This window comes from [Ruminococcus] lactaris ATCC 29176, assembly GCF_025152405.1.
Lineage (GTDB): Bacteria > Bacillota > Clostridia > Lachnospirales > Lachnospiraceae > Mediterraneibacter > Mediterraneibacter lactaris.
This window is the reverse complement of sequence record NZ_CP102292.1, coordinates 1,045,687-1,067,088: the sequence shown is the minus strand read 5'-3', so window position 1 is coordinate 1,067,088 and position 21,402 is coordinate 1,045,687. Positions and strand designations below refer to the sequence as shown.

General features: G+C 44.8%; 23 protein-coding genes, 2 tRNA genes and 1 pseudogene. 5 read left to right on the top strand and 21 right to left on the bottom strand.

All coding sequences use genetic code 11. The annotated features are described in order from the left end of the window. Nucleotides 1–188: 188 nt before the first annotated feature. From NQ541_RS05000 to NQ541_RS04920, 17 genes are all read right to left on the bottom strand, one after another. Complete coding sequence (locus NQ541_RS05000) at nucleotides 189–1,865, bottom strand: nucleoside kinase (protein WP_005610189.1); 1,677 nt, start codon at nucleotides 1,863–1,865, stop codon at nucleotides 189–191. A gap of 22 nt (nucleotides 1,866–1,887) precedes the next feature. Continuing rightward, complete coding sequence (locus NQ541_RS04995) at nucleotides 1,888–2,673, bottom strand: Nif3-like dinuclear metal center hexameric protein (RefSeq protein ID WP_005610191.1); 786 nt, start codon at nucleotides 2,671–2,673, stop codon at nucleotides 1,888–1,890. Then, complete coding sequence (locus NQ541_RS04990) at nucleotides 2,663–3,463, bottom strand: tRNA (adenine(22)-N(1))-methyltransferase (protein ID WP_005610192.1); 801 nt, start codon at nucleotides 3,461–3,463, stop codon at nucleotides 2,663–2,665. Before NQ541_RS04990 ends, NQ541_RS04995 begins: the two co-directional genes overlap by 11 nt. Further along, a complete protein-coding gene (gene rpoD / locus NQ541_RS04985) occupies nucleotides 3,463–4,581 on the bottom strand; it encodes an RNA polymerase sigma factor RpoD (RefSeq protein ID WP_005610194.1) in 1,119 nt (372 codons plus the stop codon). Before rpoD ends, NQ541_RS04990 begins: the two co-directional genes overlap by 1 nt. A 58-nt stretch (nucleotides 4,582–4,639) precedes the next feature. Beyond that, entirely contained in the window at nucleotides 4,640–6,412 is a 1,773-nt protein-coding gene (dnaG, locus tag NQ541_RS04980; protein ID WP_023922426.1) for a DNA primase, read from the bottom strand. Between the two features lie 93 nt (nucleotides 6,413–6,505). Then, entirely contained in the window at nucleotides 6,506–8,047 is a 1,542-nt protein-coding gene (gene pap, locus NQ541_RS04975) for a polyphosphate:AMP phosphotransferase (RefSeq protein WP_044940349.1), read from the bottom strand. Nucleotides 8,048–8,189: 142 nt separating this feature from the next. After that, a tRNA-Leu gene (locus tag NQ541_RS04970) sits at nucleotides 8,190–8,273 on the bottom strand. 15 nt (nucleotides 8,274–8,288) lie between these two features. Then, a tRNA-Leu gene (locus NQ541_RS04965) sits at nucleotides 8,289–8,372 on the bottom strand. Between the two features lie 190 nt (nucleotides 8,373–8,562). Beyond that, nucleotides 8,563–8,919 (bottom strand): 50S ribosomal protein L20, encoded by a 357-nt coding sequence (gene rplT, locus NQ541_RS04960; RefSeq protein WP_005610199.1) that lies wholly within the window; start codon nucleotides 8,917–8,919, stop codon nucleotides 8,563–8,565. A gap of 31 nt (nucleotides 8,920–8,950) precedes the next feature. Continuing rightward, nucleotides 8,951–9,148, bottom strand: a complete 198-nt coding sequence (rpmI, locus tag NQ541_RS04955; RefSeq protein WP_023922423.1) for a 50S ribosomal protein L35 — start codon at nucleotides 9,146–9,148, stop codon at nucleotides 8,951–8,953. 58 nt (nucleotides 9,149–9,206) lie between these two features. Continuing rightward, nucleotides 9,207–9,701 carry a translation initiation factor IF-3 gene (infC, locus tag NQ541_RS04950; protein WP_005610202.1) on the bottom strand — a complete coding sequence of 165 codons (495 nt, stop codon included), beginning with the start codon at nucleotides 9,699–9,701 and terminating at the stop codon, nucleotides 9,207–9,209. A 353-nt stretch (nucleotides 9,702–10,054) separates the two neighbouring features. Next, nucleotides 10,055–10,441 carry a hypothetical protein gene (locus tag NQ541_RS04945; RefSeq protein ID WP_005610204.1) on the bottom strand — a complete coding sequence of 129 codons (387 nt, stop codon included), beginning with the start codon at nucleotides 10,439–10,441 and terminating at the stop codon, nucleotides 10,055–10,057. A 67-nt stretch (nucleotides 10,442–10,508) separates the two neighbouring features. Then, the gene (locus NQ541_RS04940; RefSeq protein ID WP_005610205.1) at nucleotides 10,509–12,086 is read right to left on the bottom strand and encodes a recombinase family protein; all 1,578 of its coding nucleotides are present in this window, start codon (nucleotides 12,084–12,086) and stop codon (nucleotides 10,509–10,511) included. A gap of 145 nt (nucleotides 12,087–12,231) precedes the next feature. Continuing rightward, on the bottom strand, nucleotides 12,232–12,426 hold the full coding sequence (locus NQ541_RS04935) for a hypothetical protein (RefSeq protein WP_002334813.1): 195 nt from the start codon (nucleotides 12,424–12,426) through the stop codon (nucleotides 12,232–12,234). A gap of 71 nt (nucleotides 12,427–12,497) precedes the next feature. Then, a complete protein-coding gene (mobV, locus tag NQ541_RS04930; RefSeq protein ID WP_005610211.1) occupies nucleotides 12,498–13,442 on the bottom strand; it encodes a MobV family relaxase in 945 nt (314 codons plus the stop codon). Between the two features lie 183 nt (nucleotides 13,443–13,625). Then, complete coding sequence (locus NQ541_RS04925) at nucleotides 13,626–14,021, bottom strand: replication initiator protein A (RefSeq protein ID WP_044940354.1); 396 nt, start codon at nucleotides 14,019–14,021, stop codon at nucleotides 13,626–13,628. 111 nt (nucleotides 14,022–14,132) lie between these two features. Further along, the gene (locus NQ541_RS04920; protein ID WP_044940356.1) at nucleotides 14,133–14,546 is read right to left on the bottom strand and encodes a cysteine-rich VLP domain-containing protein; all 414 of its coding nucleotides are present in this window, start codon (nucleotides 14,544–14,546) and stop codon (nucleotides 14,133–14,135) included. Nucleotides 14,547–14,898: 352 nt separating this feature from the next. Between NQ541_RS04920 and NQ541_RS04915 the strand changes: the two genes are divergently transcribed. The 4 genes from NQ541_RS04915 to NQ541_RS04900 all read left to right on the top strand — a co-directional run bounded on the left by NQ541_RS04915 (nucleotide 14,899) and on the right by NQ541_RS04900 (nucleotide 17,570). Beyond that, nucleotides 14,899–15,456, top strand: coding sequence for a hypothetical protein (locus tag NQ541_RS04915; RefSeq protein WP_005610216.1), 558 nt, complete (start codon nucleotides 14,899–14,901; stop codon nucleotides 15,454–15,456). Between the two features lie 45 nt (nucleotides 15,457–15,501). Next, nucleotides 15,502–16,302 carry a helix-turn-helix domain-containing protein gene (locus NQ541_RS04910; RefSeq protein WP_005610219.1) on the top strand — a complete coding sequence of 267 codons (801 nt, stop codon included), beginning with the start codon at nucleotides 15,502–15,504 and terminating at the stop codon, nucleotides 16,300–16,302. 40 nt (nucleotides 16,303–16,342) lie between these two features. Beyond that, nucleotides 16,343–16,795, top strand: coding sequence for a hypothetical protein (locus NQ541_RS04905; protein ID WP_005610220.1), 453 nt, complete (start codon nucleotides 16,343–16,345; stop codon nucleotides 16,793–16,795). Between the two features lie 229 nt (nucleotides 16,796–17,024). Next, nucleotides 17,025–17,570 carry a P-loop nucleotide/nucleoside kinase family protein gene (locus NQ541_RS04900; protein WP_002578721.1) on the top strand — a complete coding sequence of 182 codons (546 nt, stop codon included), beginning with the start codon at nucleotides 17,025–17,027 and terminating at the stop codon, nucleotides 17,568–17,570. Nucleotides 17,571–18,302: 732 nt separating this feature from the next. On the opposite strand, the pseudogene NQ541_RS04895 reads toward NQ541_RS04900, so the two are convergent. Continuing rightward, a pseudogene (locus NQ541_RS04895) lies at nucleotides 18,303–18,419 on the bottom strand (helix-turn-helix transcriptional regulator); the annotation flags it as partial. A 154-nt stretch (nucleotides 18,420–18,573) separates the two neighbouring features. Here NQ541_RS04895 and NQ541_RS13330 point away from each other — a divergent pair. Further along, the gene (locus NQ541_RS13330; protein WP_117688744.1) at nucleotides 18,574–18,642 is read left to right on the top strand and encodes a hypothetical protein; all 69 of its coding nucleotides are present in this window, start codon (nucleotides 18,574–18,576) and stop codon (nucleotides 18,640–18,642) included. A 758-nt stretch (nucleotides 18,643–19,400) separates the two neighbouring features. Here the strand turns inward: NQ541_RS13330 and NQ541_RS04890 are convergent. The 3 genes from NQ541_RS04890 to NQ541_RS04880 all read right to left on the bottom strand — a co-directional run bounded on the left by NQ541_RS04890 (nucleotide 19,401) and on the right by NQ541_RS04880 (nucleotide 21,381). After that, nucleotides 19,401–19,640: an RDAC family protein gene (locus NQ541_RS04890; RefSeq protein ID WP_005609801.1), complete on the bottom strand. Its 240-nt coding sequence runs from the start codon at nucleotides 19,638–19,640 to the stop codon at nucleotides 19,401–19,403. Nucleotides 19,641–19,693: 53 nt separating this feature from the next. Beyond that, complete coding sequence (locus NQ541_RS04885; RefSeq protein WP_005609800.1) at nucleotides 19,694–20,419, bottom strand: DNA alkylation repair protein; 726 nt, start codon at nucleotides 20,417–20,419, stop codon at nucleotides 19,694–19,696. Between the two features lie 98 nt (nucleotides 20,420–20,517). Then, complete coding sequence (locus NQ541_RS04880) at nucleotides 20,518–21,381, bottom strand: DegV family protein (protein ID WP_005609798.1); 864 nt, start codon at nucleotides 21,379–21,381, stop codon at nucleotides 20,518–20,520. Nucleotides 21,382–21,402 lie beyond the last annotated feature (21 nt).

The following is a 21,402-nucleotide window of genomic DNA, read 5'->3' as shown; positions in this document are numbered from 1 at the left end:
TTTGCAGCGTTTGTTAGAGAAAGTAAATCGAGTGCCATTGCACGAAGATTTCCACTTTCGAGTTACAAACGGTCAACGGGCTGAGGTAAAGCGGGCCTGCACCGCGAAGGAATATCCTGCTTTCTGCGTCCGCTTCGCCATAAAGAAGTCTTTTGCTTTACAAGCGTATCATTCCAACAACTACAAATTTACACCTGAAAGCATCCGCCCCCGATAAATTCCCTCAGCAGGGAATTAGTCGGTACACATTCGCTTCCGATTCCCACAAAATAATCAAAAAATTTCAGCAGTCGCTTTGCTTCCAGATATTCCTCCGAATTTTTATCTACTGCAAAAAGAAGCGGTTCTACATATTGCTTAAGGACTGCAAGTTCATAGCTTAAGGAGGAATTGAACATAACATCTGCCTCTTCCTGATAAGGGAAGATATTTTTTTCTTCTCCACGACGTACTGAAGGCCACATGGATATTGTCCTCGTTGCTGAGGCTCCTCGCGTTCTCGCATCACGCACCAGTCTGCGGATCAGACGACCATCTGTTGATGGAATCCGGTTATGCTCATCAATATTCAATTGAGTCAATGCACTGATGTATATCTTGAATTTATTCTCATCACACAGATTCCTTGTGAGTTCAGGATTCAGGCAATGAATCCCCTCAATCACCAGCAGATCATTCTCTTCCAGCTTTTTAGGTCTGGAACTGTATTGCCTTTTCCCGGTCTTAAAATCAAAGATTGGAAGATATACTTCCTCTCCCCGGAGCAGAGCATCCATATCCGCATTGAACTTTTCAATGTCGATTGCCTGCAGACTTTCAAAATCATAATTTCCCTCTGCATCCTTCGGCGTATGCTCTCTGTCCACAAAATAATTATCTACGGCAATCGGGTGTGGTCTTAATCCGTTCACCTTTAACTGAATCGACAACCGATGAGAAAACGTGGTCTTTCCCGAGGATGAAGGACCTGCGATCAGGACAAACTTCACATTCTTCCGGGAAGCGATCTTCTTTGCAATTTCTCCGATCTCCCGCTCCTGATGTGCCTCCTGTACCAGCACTACTTCTTTCATATCCGATGTAGTAATCCTGTCATTTAAAGCACCAACTGTATCGATCTCCTGCAGATCTCCCCAGCGTATTGCTTCATGCCGTACCTGGAATAACTTATTATATGGTTCAAACGGAGGAACAGTTTCCGGATCTTCTTTGGAAGGCATCTGGATCACTACACCATCCTCGTATGGATATAATGCAAAATATTTCAGATAACCTGTATCAGGAACCATATATCCATAAAAGTAGTCTTCAAATTCATTGATACTGTACAGATTTACCTTTGAAACCCTCCGGTACGCAAAAAGCCTTTCCTTGTCATACATTCCATACTTATGGAACAGCTCCACAGCTTCTCCAGTATCAATGCAACGCTTTTGGATTGGGATTGCCATTTTTGCAAGTTCCCGCATCCTCGCCTCTACCTTTGCAAGAAATGTCTCATCCGGCTTTTCTTTTTTGTCAACCGTACAATAAAATCCGGGACCCATCGTAAAATGTACCCTGATCCTTACCCGGTGTTTCAGATCATGCCCGGAAATATCATGGAATGCTTTAATGAAAAGGAAACACAGACTTCTTCGATATGTGTCATTTCCAATAGGATCTGCCGTTGTAAGAAAATGAATCTCGCAATCCTTTTCAACTGTCTTCCGTAACTCCCGAAGATGATAACCATCGACCATTGCCAGGACGATCTGATGTTCATAATCAGGCTGGAACTCTCTGGCTATCTCGGAATATGTCGTACCTTTCTTATATTCTTTCGTAATATTCCCTAAGGTCACTCTGCATACAGACTCTTCCATCTGCCGCCACCTCCTGCATAATTCAGACGATCTGAAATGGATGTTCTACCGGATCTGTCAACACATCCAGTACCGGTAATTTTCTGTTCAGAAACTGTTTCATGTCTTCGATAAAAATATATTCCGTTCCGTAATGTCCTGCATCAATAATTGCAAGTCCCTGCTCCACTGCGTCCAGTCCGTCATGATGTCCGATATCTCCGGTCACCAGAACATCCGCTCCCTTTGCAAGTGCCACCGGAATGCCGGACTTTCCCGATCCCGGAAGAATGGCAAGTCTTCTGACCGGACGGTTCATGTCTCCGAATACTTTCAGACTGCCTAATTCCAGTTTATGCTTTACATAAACGCAACATTCTTCCAACGTCATCGTCTCCGGCAGTTCTCCAATTCTTCCGATTCCCTTTTCTTCACCGACTTCATCAGTCTGCGTCACATCCAGTACATCCGTATGGGCAATGTCCAACACTTTTCCTGCCAGCTCTGCCATCCCCAGTACATCATAATTCGTATGCATCGCATAATAAGAAATATCATTCTGGATCAGCTTTACGATCCTCCGTGTAATAAAATCTTCGTCTGTCACTTTCTTTACGGCTGAAAAAAGTAACGGATGATGCGTGATAAGCATATCTGCTCCTGCCTCGATCGCACGTTCGATCACCCGGTCTGTTGCATCCAGTGCCAGGTAAACCCGGTTCACTTCCTTATCTGCACGTCCTGCCAGCAGCCCTACATTATCAAAATCCAGTGCTGCCGTTCTTGGATATGTCGCTTCGATCACCTGCATAATTTCTTTACACTGCATAATAATCCATCCCTTTCTGTGCTTCTTCCAGTTCTTTTTTTAATTCTGTTCTTCGCTGCTCAATACGTCTGTTCTCTTTTCCATCCAGTCCTGCCAGGATCTGCTCGCGGATCAATATCTCACGTTGCAGATACTCTCTTAGTACCGGATTGCGGTTCTGAAGAAGAAATCTGCCATATTTCAGTTCCGGCTCTGACCACATCTCTGTCCTTTTTCCAGACTTTATCTCTTTCCCGGACTTTAATTTTTCCTCTTTTCCGGAATTTGATTTCATTTCTTCCCAGGATTCTTCCTCCTTATCTGAGGTTTTCTTTAATGGACATACCTTCAGGATCGTATAGTATTTACCGTCATCCTTTACCATATTTTCGTCCAGGATATCATAGCCTTCTTCCAGCAGAAACCTTCTGACCCTTTCGATCTCCGACTGGGGCTGCAAAATACATTCTTTCAGACTTTTTGCGATCTGCTCTCCCTCCGTCAGGATTCGGATCATCAGACCTCCGCCCATTCCCGCAATGACGGCTGACTCAGCTTCTCCTTTTTTCAGTGCTGAAAAGCCATTCGACAGGCGGATCTCTATCTTCTTTTCCATTTTATTTTCTGCTATATGTTCTCCCGCCCTCTGCAGCGGTCCTTCATTAATGTCCATTGCGATTGCTCCGGGAATGCGATTCTGTTCCACCAATGCAATGGGAATATAGGCATGGTCTGTTCCAATATCCGCTAATTTATAACCGGCGGTCACAAAATCTGCGACCGCCTGTAATCTTGTTGATAATTCCATCATTAATCCAAATAATCTCTTAACTTTCTGCTTCTGCTCGGATGGCGAAGCTTTCTGAGTGCTTTTGCCTCAATCTGACGGATACGCTCTCTCGTAACGTCAAATTCACGTCCTACTTCTTCCAGAGTTCTTGCACGACCGTCATTCATACCAAAACGGAGTCTGAGTACCTTCTGTTCTCTTTCTGTTAATGTGTCCAGCACTTCATCTAACTGTTCTTTCAGTAATGTCTGAGCGGCAGCCTCTGCCGGAACAGGCACATTATCATCCTGGATAAAGTCTCCAAGATGACTGTCCTCTTCCTCTCCGATCGGAGTCTCCAGTGATACCGGCTCCTGTGAAATTTTCAGGATCTCTCGCACACGTTCCACCGGCATATCCATTTCTTTTGCAATCTCCTCCGGCAATGGCTCTCTTCCCAGCTCCTGAAGAAGCTGTCTTGATACACGGATCAGCTTATTGATCGTCTCAACCATATGAACCGGAATACGGATCGTTCTGGCCTGGTCTGCGATTGCTCTCGTGATTGCCTGACGAATCCACCACGTTGCATAAGTACTGAACTTATATCCCTTATGATAATCAAATTTCTCCACAGCCTTGATCAGTCCGAGATTTCCCTCCTGGATCAGATCCAGGAAAAGCATTCCTCTTCCCACATATCTCTTTGCAATGCTGACTACAAGTCGTAAGTTCGCTTCAGCCAGTTCTTTTTTTGCTTCCTCGTCTCCTTCTTCCATTCTCTGTGCAAGCTCGATCTCACGCTCCGCACTCAGAAGCGGAACTTTTCCGATCTCTTTCAGATACATACGCACCGGATCTTCAATGCTGACGCCCTCCGGGACAGACAGGTCGATATTCTCAACATCTACATCATCTTCATCCGATATGATAATATCAATATCTACATCCACATCGTCTTCCGTATCTTCACTGATCCGCAGAACATCAATATTGTTCGCTTCAAGATAATCGAACACTTTCTCCATCTGATCCGCATTCAGTTCCATATCATTGAAAAAATCATTGATCTCCTGAACATCAAGAATGCTCTTCTTCTTCTTTCCAAGTGCAACCAGTTCTTTGAGTCTTTCCATGAATTTCTGAGTAATATCTTCCATTGTCCATCCTTCCTTCGCTGCGTGAAAAACGCAGCCTGTCTTCTTTATTTTATCCTTCTTAAATAGAAATATGCAGTGTCCTGAGGTTCTCCAGTTTCCGCTTCTCCTCCATCAGCTTCTGAAGTCCCGCCATATCGGTGGGATCCAGATTCATCGTCTGATAATCAATTCCCGATGCTTTTACTTTCAGTATCGTTTCACGGAGAGCCTGTTCACGCTCTTCCTTTGTATGCAGTTCCCTGATCCTTGTATTGAACAGTGAGGCAACCTCCCGATGTTCTTCTTCCCCGGTAAAATGATTCAGGATCTTTGCCGGATTCAGTCCGCCCTCTTTTCTCTGCTCATACAGAAGCTCCGCCACCGTCCGGTAAAGGTCTTCCGTAAAATCTCCCGGACTTATGTAATTGCTGATCTGATCGAACAGACGCTCTTCCTCGATCATCCATGTCAGCAATGCTTTCTGCGACAGATGGATTCCGTCTTCCTTTTTCTTTTCCACGCCATCTGCACGCTTCGGTCTCACCACCGGTCTCGCCATTCCCGCACTGACTGCTGTCTTCGCGACCATCTTATCCAGACTGTCCCGGCTGATCCGGTATGCCGTGGCAACCGCTTCAATATAATTATTACGTTCCAGTTCATCTTCAAAGGTCAGAAGCCGTCTCGATACTTCTCTGAAGAACTCTGTCTTCCCCTCCGGTGAGTTCATATCAAACTCCCGTTCCAGCATCTCCAGGCTGAACATAAAGCCATTTCTTGCCGCCTGAATCCTTTTTTCATACTCCTCCGCTCCCAGATTTTTGATAAATTCATCCGGGTCTTTATACGGATCCATCCGGATCACTTTTGCTGAAATACCAGCCTCCCGCAGGATTGGCACTGCACGGAGTGCTGCCCTGGTTCCTGCATCATCACTGTCATAAGTCAGATAAACTTCCTTTACATATCTTTTGATCAGCGATGCATGCCCCGCTGTCAGTGCAGTTCCCAAAGATGCGACCGCATTCGTAAATCCTGCCTGATGCAGAGAGATCACATCCATATATCCCTCGCACAGCAGAAAATATGGTTTCCGGGATGTCCTCGCACGATTCAGACCATACAGATTCCTGCTCTTGTCAAAAACCACTGTCTCCGGTGAATTCAGATACTTCGGCTTTCCGTCTCCCATAACACGACCACCAAATCCGATCACCCGATTATTCACATCCATGATCGGGAACATGACTCTGTTCCAGAACTTATCATATACGCCCTGACGTTCATCCGTATTGATCAGTCCCGCTTTTCGGATCAGCTCCTCACTGTACCCCTTTCCTCTGAGATACTTATAAAGATCATCACTGTACGGATTGGAATATCCGAGACCAAATGCCAGTATCATTTCATCAGAAAGCTGTCTGTCTTTCAGATATCTGTACGCATGGAAACCACGTTCATTCTTCAACTGCACATAGAAATACTTTGCTGCCAGCCTGTTCATCTCCAGGATCGTCGCTTTCAGATCTGCTCTTTCCTTTGCCTCTTTTGAGTACTCCTGCTCGGGCAATTCAATGCCCGCCCGGTCTGCCAGATATTTCATCGCTTCTACAAAGGAGAAATTCTCATATTCCATCAAAAATGTAAATACATTTCCACCTGCTCCGCATCCAAAGCAATAATACATCTGCTTCTGCCGGCTCACAGAAAATGACGGGGACTTTTCATTATGGAAAGGGCAAAGCCCGAAATAAGAACTCCCCTTTTTCTGAAGCCTTACATAGCCGGATATCACATCTACTATGTCATTTCTTGATCTTACTTCTTCTATCAGCTCTTCTGAATAGTACATGTCCGCCTCCACTTAAAAGAATACTCTATTGGTTATATTCGACAAAACTTCTGACTTTCCTTTTTATTTCACAGGATTTTTTTAACTTATTTTCTACTTTTCTTTCAGACGTCGTTCCAGTGCATTTACAACCGTTTCCAGAACTTTGATCCTTGCATAGTATTTATCATTGCCTTCTACTACAATCCACGGTGCATATTCTGTCGACGTCCGAAGCAGCATCTCATTGACTGCTGCCTCATACAGATCCCACTTTTCCCGGTTACGCCAGTCTTCCTCTGTAATCTTCCACTGCTTTTCAGGATTTTGCTGACGTTCCTTAAATCTGCGTTCCTGCTCATCCTTATCAATCTGCATCCAGAATTTCAACACGACCGCACCTGCATCATACAGATCTTTTTCCATATCATTGATCTCCTGATAGGCTCTCTGCCACTCTCCGGCTGTACTGAATCCCTCGATCCGCTCTACCATCACCCTGCCATACCATGTCCTGTCAAAAATAGCAATATGCCCGTCCTTTGGCATTGCTTTCCAAAATCTCCACAGATAATGATGTGCCTTTTCCACTTCTGTCGGTGCTGCTGTAGGATTCACCACATACCCTCTTGGATCCATTTTCTCCGTCAGACGCTTGATAGCACCACCTTTTCCACCTGCATCCCATCCCTCAAATCCAATTACCACCGGAATCCTTCTCCGATACACTTCTCCGTGCAATTTCTCTATTTTCTTCTGCAGCTTCTTCAGTCTTTTTTCGTATTCTTCTTTTCCATAAGCCAGCGTCAGATCTGCCCTGGAGAGAACGGATGACTGAAGCATTTCCAGTTCCCCACCTGCCTGACGCATGATTTCTGCTGCTTCCTGCTGACCTGAAACCTGTTCTGCCGCCTTAATTGCCTGTTCCTCCATACGCCTTCTCTGTACAGCTTCTACCGCCTCAGCAAGTGCATGGATCACCGTCATATAAATCTTTACTGTCGCAAAACGCCTGTCGGTTGCCTCGATCACAGTCCACGGTGCAGATTTTGTATCACTTCTGTATAATACTTCTTCCATCATGGCTGCATACTCTGAATATTTTGCATTTCTCTCCCGGTCTCCCTGAGAAACCCGCCAAGCGGTCTCCTTCTTTTCTAAAAGCTTTTCAAACCTCTTTTTCTGCTCTTTCTGATCAATATCCAGCAGAAGCTTCACCAGGATCGTTCCACCATCCGTCAACTGCTTCTCAAACGCCTCAATCGAATGAAATGCTGTCTCAATTTCTTTTTCTCTTGTCCTTTTTTCAAACCGGTCAATCAAGACTTTCCTGTACCAACTGCCATCAAAGATAGCAATCCGCCCCGCCTCCGGGGTCTTTGTCCAGAATCTCCACAGGAACGGATGCATTCGTTCATCCTCAGTCTCTGCTTTGATCGGAAATACCTGAAATCCTCTCGGATCCATACTCTGGATCAGCTTTCCGATCTGAACTCCCTTTCCCGATGCACCAAAGCCTTCAAAAACAATCATCACCGGAATTTTCAGTTCTCTGCATTCTCTCTGCAATCTGCCAAGTTCTATTTCCATCTGCGGCATCTTCGCTTTATACTCTTCTTTAGAAATCTTTTTTGTCAAATCAACCTTTTCAAGCATTGCATCCTCCTTCAAATTCATTCGCACTGTTCCAATTCTATCCTTATTATAGCATAAACAACTTCATTTCATCCCGAAGAATACATTTTAGCAAACAAAAAAGGAAACCTTTCTTAACTTAAGGTCTCCTTTTTCAACTTAATGCGGAAGATGGGACTTGAACCCACACGACACGAATGTCACAAGATCCTTAGTCTTGCTCGTCTGCCAATTCCGACACTTCCGCTCAAACAATATATAATGCGGAAGATGGGACTTGAACCCACACGGCACGGATGCCACAAGATCCTTAGTCTTGCTCGTCTGCCAATTCCGACACTTCCGCATTTCATATGTTCTATGATCTTCACAGGATTGCTCCGTGCTGACCACGAATAGTATAATACTATGTTCAAGGTGAAATGTCAACAGTTTTTTTAATTTTTTTATTAATATCTACAATTTTGACAATTCACATAAATCAAAAGAACTGACCCCACCCGGAATCAGTCCTCTTTTCTCAGCTTTTGATAAAATTAAGCTACTTTTTCTTTTGCAAGTGCTGCAAGTGTAGCGAATCCTTCTTTATCGCTTACTGCAAGCTCTGCAAGCATCTTTCTGTTCATGTCAACGTTAGCCAGTTTCAGACCGTGCATGAATTTGCTGTAAGAAAGTCCGTTCATTCTTGCTGCTGCATTGATACGGGCGATCCAAAGCTGTCTCATCTGACGCTTACGCTGCTTTCTTCCTGCATAAGATGATGTAAGAGCTCTCATTACAGACTGCTTTGCAACTCTGTACTGCTTGGAACGTGCTCCTCTGTATCCCTTAGCCAGTTTTAATGTTCTGTTATGTTTCTTCTTAGCGTTCATTCCGCCTTTGATTCTTGCCATTTCTTAATCCTCCTTAATCAACTCTCAAATCTTACAGATATGGTAAAACCTTTTTCATGTTCTTTACATTGGTTGCATCTGTAATTGTAGCCTGTCTCAGATTTCTCTTTCTCTTTGTAGATTTCTTTGTTAAGATATGGCTCTTGTAAGCTTTATTTCTTTTCAGCTTTCCTGTACCTGTTGCTTTGAAGCGCTTTGCAGCCGCTCTATTAGTTTTGATTTTTGGCATGATAATTTCCTCCTTTATTGTGCTGCCTTTCCGGATCTTCATCCCGGGTCATATTGCTTTAACGTCTTTCAGTTAAAACCATGCTCATATTTCTGCCTTCCAGCTTTGCTGCCTTCTCAACGACTGCAACATCTTCCAGCATCTTTGCAAAATCATCCAGTATATGCTTGCTCTGCTGTACGTGAGCCATCTCACGTCCACGGAAACGCAGTGTCACCTTGACCTTATTTCCCTTGGAGATGAACTTCTTAGCATTATTCATCTTCGTATTAAGGTCATTTGTATCGATATTCGGTGATAAACGCACTTCCTTGATTTCAACAGTTCTCTGCTTCTTCTTGGCCTCTTTTTCTTTACGGGTCTGCTCATACTTATACTTTCCGTAATCAATAATCTTGCAGACTGGCGGTTTCGCTCCCGGAGCAATCTTTACAAGGTCAAGCTCCGCTTCCTGTGCAAGTTTCATAGCTTCTCTTGCTGACATGATACCTAACTGTTCTCCATCCGTGCCGATCAGTCTTACTTCTCTGTCTCTGATCTGCTCGTTAATCATTAAATCGCTAATTGTCGTATACCTCCGTCAAATGAATTTCCTTTAGGTTCTTTGCGAAAAACACAAAAAAACGAGTGAATATCATATCCACCCGACAAATATACAAACTTTCAGCAAAAGTTCTTCTTATCGATATCAGACCATCAGTCACTCATTTGTGCTGCGGTGAGAGTGGATACTCTACTTGGTTTTTTGCTTAACGCAATGTATAATTTACCACATCCCACCACTTCTGTCAACACCCTGTTTTGTAATTATTTGCAGTAATTGTATTTTGTAATTATATCTGCCCATACCAAATCATTTTCTGAGGTAATGGATCCTATCTGAAACTATGGATCAGTTTCTGAAAATTATCTTTTTCTATACGTTAATATGATACCTGTTACAAATGCAACAAAAACGAATGGAGCGATCCTTACGAACAGAAATTCAACCCCATGCAGAAATGTACCTGCAACTGCCAGTTCAGGATTGTTGAAATCCCAGTTTAAATACGCACTTTGCATCGTTCCGAGAAAAATAAAACCTGCCACTATTCCCACGCACCCGACGATCAACAACCAGCGGAATATTCTGATCCTCATTGCACTTCTTTTAGCAAGCTGAAGATTGATTGTCTCAAGTTTTTCAGAAATACTTTTTAAATTCAATTCATCATCAGGACATGGTTTTTGTATATTCTCACCTAATAAGACGCTTACCGAAGTATCCAGTTCCTCTGCCAGTGATATCAACATTCCCGAATCAGGAACTGATATCCCCGTTTCCCTTAGTTAAAGATATTGTTGGGTATCTCAAGATGTGTCATTCGATTTTGCCGATAAAGCGGTAGAAGATTTCCACTTCCTGTTCCCGGCTTCCGTCCTCACTTTTGACCGCTTCATGGACAAGGATTTTTTCAATCAGCGTATTCAGAAGTTCAGCCGTCAATTCTGTGGGATTGACATACTGTTTCATCAGACCTATCCACTTTTCAGCGTCAACCGCTGTCTGGGCGGCGACCTCCATCGCTTCGTGAAGCCGTTCAATTTTTGCGTCCAATTCTCGCTGTTCGCCCTGATACTTTTCGGACAGCATATTGAAATTGTATTCTGTAATGCGTCCGGCAGACCAGTCCTCATACATTTTTGCAAACAGGGTGTCTACTTCTGCTTTGCGCTTTTCCGCCTTTTTCAGTTCGGCTGTCTGCCGCTTCCTTGCAGTATTGCGTTCCTTGTCGCTGGCGTTAAGTAGCCGTTTCAGAAGTTTGTCCCCATCCTGCTGTACCAGCACAGACCAGTATTGCAGACGGGAAAGGACATAGGCGTAAAGCACATCATAGCGGATATAGTGCATGGAACACTGGTGCAATCCTTGCCCGTACTTGCTACAATGGTAGTGGGCATAGTGATTTTTGTTCTGGCTGTTCATACCATAGGCCAGCGACCAGCCGCAGTCCGCACATTTTACCAGCCCGGAAAATATCTGTGTTGTGCCGTTCTTCTGCCGTCTGCGCCTGTTGCAAATCTGCTCCTGTACTTGACGGAACACATCTTCGGAAATAATCGCTTCGTGGGTGTTCTCCACACGATACCATTCCTCTTTTGGCTTGCGTACTTTCTTCTTGTTTTTGAATGAAATATTGGTCTGCTTATTGTGGACGCTGTGTCCGATATAGGTTTCCTCTTTCAGAATACTTTTCACCTGCGCTATCGTCCACGCATAGGCTTTTTCCTCCGGCGCTCCGGCATAGATATTTGCGAAAGTGCCGTATCTCTGGAAATTCAGCCAGCCGGAAGTAGGTACTTTTTCTTCGACCAAAATCCGTGTAATGCTGGCGGCTCCCCGGCCATGAACGGCAAGGTCAAAAATCTTTTCGATAATCCACCTTGTTTCCGGGTCAATCAGAAGATGGCCTTTCTTATCCGGGTCTTTGACATAGCCAAGCGGAGCATAGGCTCCATAGTGTGCGCCATTTGCGAACCGTGTCCGCATGGCCGCCTTTACCTTTTTGCTGGTCTGGCGGGCGTGCATTTCATTCAGAATGTTGAGGAATGGGGCAAGCTCATTCTCTCCGTTGATGGTGTCCACATTGTCATTGACAGCGATATAGCGGACGCCTTTGCTGGGAAAGTAGATTTCCGTGTACTGGCCGGTCAGAATGTAGTTTCTGCCTAAGCGGGATAAATCCTTCGTAACAACGCAGTTGATTTTCCCGTCCTCAATGTCATCAATCATTCTCTGAAAATCCGGCCTGTCAAAGTTCGTTCCAGACCATCCATCGTCGATATATTCATCTATGACATTCAGGCCATGCTCGGCGGCATATTGCCGGAGCATCATGCGTTGTGTCTGAATACTCCCGCTTTCTCCTTGCAGTTCATCGTCCCGGCTCAATCTCATATAAAGCGCCGTGTTGTAAATCGTAGTATTGTAAGGTTGTTTCACCGTTAAAAATCCTCCTTCTAAAGAAACAACCCACGCTTACAATACTTTTGCTCTATGGCAATTATATCATAAGCGTGGGCGTGTTATCAATGATGGGCTATCAGGTTGAAGCGGCTTTTTCTGCGGTATGCCGCACCACATCTACAATCAGATCACCGAGGGGCTTCCCGCCTGCGGCGAAGTGTTCGGAGATTTTTATACGGTTGTTCCCACATACAAAATACTGCGTGCCGTTCTCTGCTTGTATGACCTGCCCTGTCCGGGGTGTAAAAATATCGCTTTCGCTTTTTGCCATCCAGTGTCCTCCATATTCAGTTTTCAAGGTACAATGCCGCACAGGAGCGGCGAAAATTTCTGCTTATACTATCACCTTTCCTTTACCGTGTGCCGCTGCTGCCGTTTCAGTTCCGCCAGTATATCCGGCGGGATACGGTCAACCAGCCGCTGTAAATTGTCCAGTTCGCTTTTCAGCTTTGCCCGTTCCATCGTATCTTTCATCTTGCCTTTTTCACTGGCCTTTGCCCTTGCTTCCAACTTCTCATTCTCCGCCAACAGGTCATTGATTGTGACCTTGTACTTTTTCAACTGCCCGGAGAAGTTCTCCATCTGCGGGAACCACTTTTTCAGCATGGAGAGGGCTTCCTCTTTTTTCTTTCCGGCGTTCAGTGGGTTAATGCCGTCAAGGGCGGCTTCAATGGCTCTGGCCTGTTTGGAGAGGGAAACCGCCTGTTTGAAAATCCGGGTGGGGATATGCTTCCGGCCTGTCTTGCTGGCACTTTCCCCACGCTCCAAGTCAGGATATTTCTCCACCATATAGGCGTGAAAATCGTCCTGCCACTTCGTCAGGTTTGCCCGGTTGCCGATAATCTCCTTTGCGCACAGGCGGTTGTCCTTTGTCAGCGGAACAAAGGTCAAATGCAGGTGGGGCGTTTTCTCATCCATGTGTACCACCGCCGACACGATATTTTCCCGTCCTACCCGGCCAATGAGGAAATCTGCCGCCCTTTGGAAGAACGCCTGTATCTCCTTTGGGGATTTCCCCTTGAAAAACTCCGGGCTGGCGGTTATCAGCGTATCGACAAACCGTGTGCTGTCTTTCCTTGTCCGGCATCCGGCCTGCTCGATACGGCTCTGAATGAAGTGGTAATAGCGTCCCTCCGGCTTGACGATATGGAAGTTGTATTTGCTCCGGCTTGTGTTAATGTCGGGATTGCTGGTATACTGTTCTTTCTGTCTTTCGTGATGGGCTTCCAGCGGCCTTGCAGGGTTGCCCTTGTGCTTCTCAAACCGCAAAATTGCGTGTTGTGCCATTCTGCTCCTTTCCCCATTCCTTTCCTATCCGGGGTTTTCTACAGGGAAAATCCCGCCGGAATTATCTCTGATACGATAAGAATGGAATGGATATAAATCAGTCATTTTAATCTTTGTATTTCTATATACCGTCCGGTTTTCATACTTCAGGAGGGCGGTTTCCGTACTTCATGGGTACGGTTTTCAGTCCTCCGGCGTACCAGAACCGGATTTCTTGAAGTCGGTGTTTGGAACCGCTTCATAGGATTTTGGGAAAATGCGGTTGGGTTTTCCACAGCCCTGCTTCTGGATTTCCACCAGTCCGGCGTATTGCAGTTCCCGCAGGGTGTTCACCGCTTTCTGCCGCCCACAATGGAGCAGGTCAACCTCTTCGCAGATAGGGTAATACAGGAAAATCCGTCCGCAGTCATCCGCCCACCCATTCTTGCGGGACAACTCTGTCCGGCGCAGGATAAAGGCGTACAGAACCTTTGCCTCGTTGGACAGGGGCCTGAATGTGGGGGCTTCAAAGAGGAAATTCGGGAGCCGGGTGAAGCTGAACGCCTTTTCCGGCTGATGGATATAGATGGTATTTGTCATAGTGCGTTTTGTGGACGGTTAGAAGCCCGTTTTCCGGGGCGGGCGATACTTTATACCACCTGCCCCGGTTTGGGGCTTGCGGAGCCTGATAAATCAAGGCTTTTTTCGCTCCTAACTGTCCACAGCAGACCTCCTTTTCCGTTCACTTTCTGTTTTCTGTCGCCTGTGAACTCTGGCGGCACAGCCGGGGCAGTATTTTGCCCGGTTGGATTTGGGGACGAACACGCCGCCGCAGACCGCACAGCGTTTCAAGTCCCTATCCCGGAAAATCTCCGCTTCCAGCGTTCCGTCCAGCGGCAAGACCGACCAGCGGAACCACTTACAGCAGACCGAGAAAGAAATCGTCTGCGGGCAGGTGCAGGTGTCCCCATCGTCAAGGACAATGCAGTTGCCGTCCTCACAGCAACAGCACTCCCGGCGTATCAGGCTGGCCGCCTGTTTCCTCTGCGCCGGTGTCATGCGGTAAAGGGAACCGTCCGGCCTGCGTTCCAGCGGCGGCAAGTCTTTATAGGGGTTATCTCTCATGCGTTCCCTCCATTTTGCTTTCCGTTGCCGTTCCTCCGAAAAGGTTTCCTGCCCCATTCCTGCGGCGTGTTCCGGCGTTGGCACGCTCCCCATACTTCGGGACATTTTGTCCCGAAGTCCGGCTCCTTGCGGTGCTTCCCCAGCCGGGGTATCCCTTTTCGGACGGTCATTCTGTTTTCAAGGTGCTGTCCATCGATGAACTACCCTAAGTCTACACCTAAATGACCGCCCGTTCCGTATATCCGAAAGGTGGGAAATCGGCTTAAGAAACAGGCTATTTCCACGCTCTCGGAATTGTGGTAAAATAATAAGTACAGAGTGACAAATTGGAATTTGTAGTGGGGCAAATAATATGATATTACACAATGATATATGTAGTATAAATATCTCCATAGATACAACATACACTGTTGAGTCAACGGATAATAAACCATATGATTTGGTGATAAATCCAAGGCACTTAAAACACAGTGATATGTATAAGGTTTTTTCTATACAAATAGATTTGTTCAGCAAAACAATCAGCATTGCAATGATAGGCGATTTTTATAGCTATGACAAAGATTGTGCTGTGCTTGAGGATAAAATTTTGACCATCTTACAAAATGACGCTATTGTTCAGTTGAACATAAATGATGGTACTATGATAAAGTTCAAAGAATTTGATTGTTTTGGCTGTAATTATGGAATATACAGAGTACAGAACGGTTATATCGTTTATGGAGAAATAGAAATAACCATGTTAGACTTTAATTTCAATAAGAAATGGTCATTTTCGGGTAAAGATATATTTGTATCTATGTCAGATAAAAAGGCATTTGAGTTATGTGAGAACTCAATTAAGCTACATGATTTTGAAGGAAATTTTTATGAAATTGATTTTTCAGGAAAGTTGATAAGTGAAGTGTAATATATAGATAAATCCTAATTTATCAGGCAGACAAGGAGGGAGAGCATGGAGTTATCCATACAGGAACGGCTAAAAGACCTGCGTGTGGAGCGTGGGCTGACATTGGAACAACTTGCGGAGCAGACCCACCTCTCCAAGTCTGCTTTGGGCAGTTATGAGGGGGACAAGTTCAAAGACATCAGCCACTATGCCCTTATTGAGTTGGCAAAGTTTTATGAAGTGACCGTTGATTATCTGCTGGGCCGCTCCCAAACAAAAAATCACCCAAACGCCGATCTTGCAGACCTGTGTTTGAGTGACGATATGATTGAACTATTGAAAAGCGGGTTGGTGGACAATTCTCTTTTGTGTGAACTGGCGACCCACCCGGAATTTCCCCGGCTCATGGCCGACCTTGAAATCTATGTGAACGGCGTAGCGGGAAAGCAGGTGCAGAGCGCAAACGCCATTGTGGACGCTGTGAGTGCAACGATTATGAAACAACACAATCCCGGATTGACCGATCCGCAGTTAAGACAGCTTATCGCCGCCCATATTGACGACGACAGCTTTTGCCGCTATGTGATACAGCAGGACATAAACAAGATAGCCCTCGACCTGCGGGAAGCCCATAAGGACGATTTTTTCAGCGTTCCGGAGGACAACCCACTGGAAGATTTCTTACAGACCGCCGAGGAAACTGCCAGTCCCGACAGCGACCCGGAACAGGCGGCTATGGCATTTATCTGTAAGCGGCTCAAGCTGAACTATGGGAAACTGTCAGAGGAAGAAAAGAAGTGGTTGAAAAAGATTGCACAGAAATCGGATTTACTGAAAAATCCAAAGCCACAACGGGGTAGAAAGTAAGGGAGCGACAAAATCCTACTTGACAAAGGAGTGCGATGATATGAAAAAAGCGATAGGTTTGATAGCCTTGCTGATTTTAATAATGGGGCTGGTCGGCTGTAACGGAGAAACGGTTAATATCGACTTTCCCTTTGAGGTTGGGGATGTTGAGAATATTGAAATGTACCACTATGCGGGAGTACCTGTATCAGCGGAAAAGAAAGTAGTCGTTGCAGAAAGTGATATAACGGGCTTGTATGATATGTTTGAGGACTTATCGTTGAAAGACAAACAAGTTGAGGAAACCACAGGGGCAGATGTGACCAGCTTTCGATTTAACCTTTCAGATGGAACAAACTACGAACTGATTTATGTCTGTAATGGAGTCAAGAACGGAAAGCTGAAATCCTCCACGGGCAATTTTGAATATTTTACAAGTTCAGATATTGGCTCTTATTGGTCTAATATTGACCTTGAAGCAGTTCCAGTTGAAGAAAGCGAATTGCCGAAGTAGCCCGACTAATTAATTTTTATCGGGGAGATAGCAAAGCCAACCGAGCCAGTCAACGGTCAAGATGAACGGCGCATAAATGCGCCGCCGTTGACAGCCCCGCCCGTCTTTGCTGATAGGCAATCAAGGCGGGAAAGCCCTAAAACGGCTTCCCGCCCATTTCAATTTTTAGAGAAAAACGCCGCAAAATCAGAAAGAGAGCGGTAAATCTGAATTGCGAGGGAGAATGTAGATGAATCAAGGAAGAATTATTGTGATTACAGGTTCGCCGGGAACAGGAAAGACAACAACTGCGTCGATTGTCGCAAAAGAATCGAACATGGATAAATCTGTGCATATGCACACAGACGACTTTTTTCATTATTTAAGCAAAGGAGCAATACCGCCGCATTTACCAGAGTCCAACGAACAAAATTTAGTTGTCATTGAAGCCTTTTTAGAAGCTGCAAAGCGCTATGCCCGCGGCGGATATGATGTAATTGTAGATGGAATTGTCGGGCCGTGGTTTTTAGAACCATGGAGAGCCCTTGTTCGAGAAGATTATGAAGTACACTATATTGTTTTAAGAGCCAGTAAAGAAGAAACTATGAAACGAGCTGTGGAACGTTCAAAATTAGACAGAAAAACAAATGTTGAATTAGTAGAAACAATGTGGGAGCAATTTTGTAATTTGGGGATATATGAATCGAATGTTATAGAAACGACAACCTATTCTATCCAAGAGGCTGTTTTTGCAGTAAAAGAAAAAATTTCAAGTGGAGCCGCATTGCTATCTTAAACGATTTCTAAAAATCGAAATTTCATTTATCAGAGAAATAGCAAAGCCAGTCAACGGTCAAGATGAACGGCGCATTTCATGCGCCGCCGTTGACCGTCCCGTCTGGCTTTGCTGATGGGCAATCAAGGCGGGAAAGCCCTAAAATGGCTTCCCGCCCATTTCAATTATGAGAAAAGAAACACTCCAAAATCAGAAAGAGAGCGGCCAAGCACTTTGAGGGATTGGTCGCCTTGTTCACCCATTCAGCGGGACGGCGGGTGGCGGTCAAGGCCGGGTGTAAGCCCCTTCATTTCAGCCTTGACGGTTGCCCGCTGTCCTGTTACTTTTCCGGGAGTGTAGCCACAACTTCGGGACACTTTGTCCACAAGTCGGAGCGTAGGACGAGGGACGGGGGCTTTCATATACGCCCAGTCTGCTGTTGAAACCAGACCTGTGCTTACGGCTCTACGCCACGCAAGCACAGCCCTGTTTTCCTGCCGCTTCAAATGCCCTTGCCCTCCCCGGCGGCAACGGCATTTTCACGGCAACGCCGACAGAGCGTATAACACACTACACTTTGCTTCGCAAAGTCGTGTGCCAAATGGGGGCGTTGCCCCTTTGGAAACCTCCACAAGAAAAGGCGGTACGCTACCCCTCCACGGGGCGCATACCGCCTTTTCTTGTTATCCAGCCCTCCGGCTGTATCGGTTGAGCAAAAGTCCGCGTGGGATTGATGTGGTATCTTTAACTTTGGGAAACTCCTCTTTCCCATTTTGATACCGTCTGCCTTACTACATTCAGCCTGACTGCCAGTTCTTCCTGTGAAATTCCTTTTGCCTTTCGCAAATTCTTAATATTTTCATTCAACATGATCTGTGCCTCCTTTATTTTGATATCCTCATTAAACATCAAAACGACCGTTGCCACAAGCAACGCAAAATAACATTGGCTTTTATCTTCTCTTTATCATAACACTACCATAGAAAATAAAGGAATACTTCTCTCCCAAATTGCCGGTTACTTCATGCTCCCCTATCTGGTGTGGATGACGTTTGCCGGATATTTGAATTATATTGTCTATTTATTAAATTAAATGGAGTAAATTTGTATTTGTTGGGGGATACGCTTGGAAAGCAGAAAACTTCTATGTGGCAGAGCGGACGCGGAAAGCAGGGATATTCCCTCGCGGTGCAGGCCCGCTTTACCTCAGCCCGTTGACCGTTTGTAACTCGAAAGTGGAAATCTTCGTGCAATGGCACTCGATTTACTTTCTCTAACAAACGCTGCAAAGTGTCTTCGGAACGCTCTTGCTAATGCACCTGCTCAGGAACACCCTGCTTTCCGCTGACCATCTCGATAAGAAGTTTTTTAGCTCCACAGCGTATCCACCCAATAATACAAATTTAAAAACGATAAAAAAGCCGGATGGCTATTGACTAAGATATTCGATCGTAAATATTAGACAGTAGATATTGTATTTACTATTTGACAAATCATTCATCTTAGTCGATAACCTTCCGGCTTTCTACTTCTTATTGAAATTTCGTATTGTTGGGAGAAACTGTTCTGGCATGAGGGAAAATTTTCTGATTTGAAAAGCCTAATATCCGCCCTTGCTGTTGCGTGAGCAGTGCATTGACAGGGAGCGTTCCGAAGACACTTTGCCCAACTTGTTAAGGAACGTAAACAGGAGTGCCTCTGCACGAGTGTTTCCACGTTCCTGTTACAAGTTGTCAACGGGCTGAGGTAAAGCGGGTCCTGCACTGCGATGCAACAACAAGAGCGGATATGAACGTTTTTTCATCAGATACTTTCTACTGCCGAGATATTTTCACCCCAACAACTACAAATTTACACTACAAAATTCATCTTCTGCTCATCATACTCCACAGAAAATCCTTTTCTTTCAAAGTATGCTTCCACCAATCCGTACATCTCATCATACTTCCCTTCACATGCACAATTTCCAAGTGGTTCGATCCAGAAGGACTGTCTTCCACAGGTGTCTCTGAGATGAATTTTAAAATTCAGACCTTTTTCTTTAAGGATTCCATTCAGTTCAATTACATCATTAAATGATACATAACCCATTTTTTATTTCCTTCTTTCTTATCTGATAAAACAGGTTCCATTCGTTCGAGAGATCATCTCAGCAGCACAGTTCTTTCTTCTCTTTTTATTTTCAGCGTCCTGAGATACTCTTTCTGTTCTGATGTGATCCGGTAACTTTCTATTGCTTTCTGAATTGTTTTATTATGCGTCCACAAATCCATTCTCCTCTCTTCCAAGAAAGGAAGAATCTGCTCATACTGCTTAGCAAGTGCTGTTGCAAAATACCATGCACGCACCATATTCACATAATACTCCTCTGAACGGATTGCAGCAACTTTTTCCGGATACTCAATTTTAAAGTTATCCCCCAGGTAATATTTCATCAGCATATTCACTCCAAAGCGGATCGTATATGGCTGATCCGATTCCATCCATCGATAAACTTCGCTAATATAAAGATCCAGATGGTTTTTCACCGTTTTCACTGCCAGCAGATCACAGGTTGCCCAGTTATCTATATATGGCAAAAACCGTTCCAGTTCTTCCACACATTTCTCATACTCTTTCATCTGCTCAATCAATAACCCATGCAGATTATTTTCTTCGTAGTACTGATGCGGTAAAATTTCAAGAAACTGCTTTGCTTCTTCTTTCTTTCCAAATTTCTTTGCATATGCCCTTAGTGCCGGAGTTCTGATTCCGATCACTTTCTCCTTGTCTACAGAAGGGATCAGTTTTGCATGAAAATCCCTGTATTTCAGATCCTGCAACACAAAAAGTTCTTTTTGGACTGTCTTTCTCACTTCTTCTTTCGTCATCTTATGTCCTGTCCTCTATTTTTGTAGTTCTGCATTGTCTGATAATTCTATTTCAAATTCAGATCATCTATCCATTCTACCTGCTATATATCTGATCCTTATCTTTTATTTCCCATAAGGAAAACCGCAACTACTCCCGGTCCAGTATGACTTCCGATCACAGTACCGATATTATTGATCAGCACTTCCGGATTTCCCAGCTTTTCTTTTACTCTTTCCGCTACATATTCTGCGTCCTCTATGCAGTCTCCATGAGTGATCATCACCATATCATTTTCCCAGCCTTCCGACTGCTCCACCGCCATATCAACAATTTTATTCAGTGATCTTTTTCTTCCCCTCTCTTTTCCGATCACCTGAAGCTTGCCATTCTCATCCATATGTATGATTGGCTTCACCTGCACCAGTGTTCCAAATACAGCAGCCGTCTTGGAAATTCTTCCTCCTCTGTGCAGATGATTCAGATCATCTACCGTAACATTATGGCAGATATGCAGTTTATTGGCTTCTACCCATTCAGCAATCTCTTCCAGAGTCTTTCCCTGATCTTTTAACTGCAACACTTTGTATAAAAGGAGTCCCTCTCCCATGCAGGCACATAACGTATCGATCACTATAATCTTTGCATCCGGATAGTCTTCTGCCAGCTCCTCCGCCGCAATCCGCATACTATTATAAGTTCCGCTCAGGCCAGAGGAAAATGCAAGATGCAGAAGATCCTTTCCTTCTTTCAGAAATGGTTCCATCATCTCTCTTGCTTCCTCAGGATTGATCTGAGAAGTTACCGACATATGCCCTTCTCTTAATTTCTGAAAAAATTCTTTTGCAGACAGTCCTTCCATATCCTGATAAGTCTGTCCGTCAATGGTATATTTTAAAGGAAGAACAGGGACATTCCTCTCTTTCAGCCATTCTTTTGGCAGATCCACCGTACTATTCACCGTAATTACAAATTCTCTCATTTTGCATCCTCCCAGTCTTTC

Bases quoted from the DNA above. Each gene is read 5' to 3' on its own strand.
- NQ541_RS05000 (WP_005610189.1), bottom strand. From the start codon at position 1,865: ATGGAAGAGTCTGTATGCAGAGTGACCTTAGGGAATATTACGAAAGAA.
- NQ541_RS04995 (WP_005610191.1), bottom strand. From the start codon at position 2,673: ATGCAGTGTAAAGAAATTATGCAGGTGATCGAAGCGACATATCCAAGA.
- NQ541_RS04990 (WP_005610192.1), bottom strand. From the start codon at position 3,463: ATGATGGAATTATCAACAAGATTACAGGCGGTCGCAGATTTTGTGACC.
- rpoD (WP_005610194.1), bottom strand. From the start codon at position 4,581: ATGGAAGATATTACTCAGAAATTCATGGAAAGACTCAAAGAACTGGTT.
- dnaG (WP_023922426.1), bottom strand. From the start codon at position 6,412: ATGTACTATTCAGAAGAGCTGATAGAAGAAGTAAGATCAAGAAATGAC.
- pap (WP_044940349.1), bottom strand. From the start codon at position 8,047: ATGCTTGAAAAGGTTGATTTGACAAAAAAGATTTCTAAAGAAGAGTAT.
- rplT (WP_005610199.1), bottom strand. From the start codon at position 8,919: ATGGCAAGAATCAAAGGCGGAATGAACGCTAAGAAGAAACATAACAGA.
- rpmI (WP_023922423.1), bottom strand. From the start codon at position 9,148: ATGCCAAAAATCAAAACTAATAGAGCGGCTGCAAAGCGCTTCAAAGCA.
- infC (WP_005610202.1), bottom strand. From the start codon at position 9,701: ATGATTAACGAGCAGATCAGAGACAGAGAAGTAAGACTGATCGGCACG.
- NQ541_RS04945 (WP_005610204.1), bottom strand. From the start codon at position 10,441: ATGTTGATATCACTGGCAGAGGAACTGGATACTTCGGTAAGCGTCTTA.
- NQ541_RS04940 (WP_005610205.1), bottom strand. From the start codon at position 12,086: ATGAGATTGAGCCGGGACGATGAACTGCAAGGAGAAAGCGGGAGTATT.
- NQ541_RS04935 (WP_002334813.1), bottom strand. From the start codon at position 12,426: ATGGCAAAAAGCGAAAGCGATATTTTTACACCCCGGACAGGGCAGGTC.
- mobV (WP_005610211.1), bottom strand. From the start codon at position 13,442: ATGGCACAACACGCAATTTTGCGGTTTGAGAAGCACAAGGGCAACCCT.
- NQ541_RS04925 (WP_044940354.1), bottom strand. From the start codon at position 14,021: ATGACAAATACCATCTATATCCATCAGCCGGAAAAGGCGTTCAGCTTC.
- NQ541_RS04920 (WP_044940356.1), bottom strand. From the start codon at position 14,546: ATGAGAGATAACCCCTATAAAGACTTGCCGCCGCTGGAACGCAGGCCG.
- NQ541_RS04915 (WP_005610216.1), top strand. From the start codon at position 14,899: ATGATATTACACAATGATATATGTAGTATAAATATCTCCATAGATACA.
- NQ541_RS04910 (WP_005610219.1), top strand. From the start codon at position 15,502: ATGGAGTTATCCATACAGGAACGGCTAAAAGACCTGCGTGTGGAGCGT.
- NQ541_RS04905 (WP_005610220.1), top strand. From the start codon at position 16,343: ATGAAAAAAGCGATAGGTTTGATAGCCTTGCTGATTTTAATAATGGGG.
- NQ541_RS04900 (WP_002578721.1), top strand. From the start codon at position 17,025: ATGAATCAAGGAAGAATTATTGTGATTACAGGTTCGCCGGGAACAGGA.
- NQ541_RS04890 (WP_005609801.1), bottom strand. From the start codon at position 19,640: ATGGGTTATGTATCATTTAATGATGTAATTGAACTGAATGGAATCCTT.
- NQ541_RS04885 (WP_005609800.1), bottom strand. From the start codon at position 20,419: ATGACGAAAGAAGAAGTGAGAAAGACAGTCCAAAAAGAACTTTTTGTG.
- NQ541_RS04880 (WP_005609798.1), bottom strand. From the start codon at position 21,381: ATGAGAGAATTTGTAATTACGGTGAATAGTACGGTGGATCTGCCAAAA.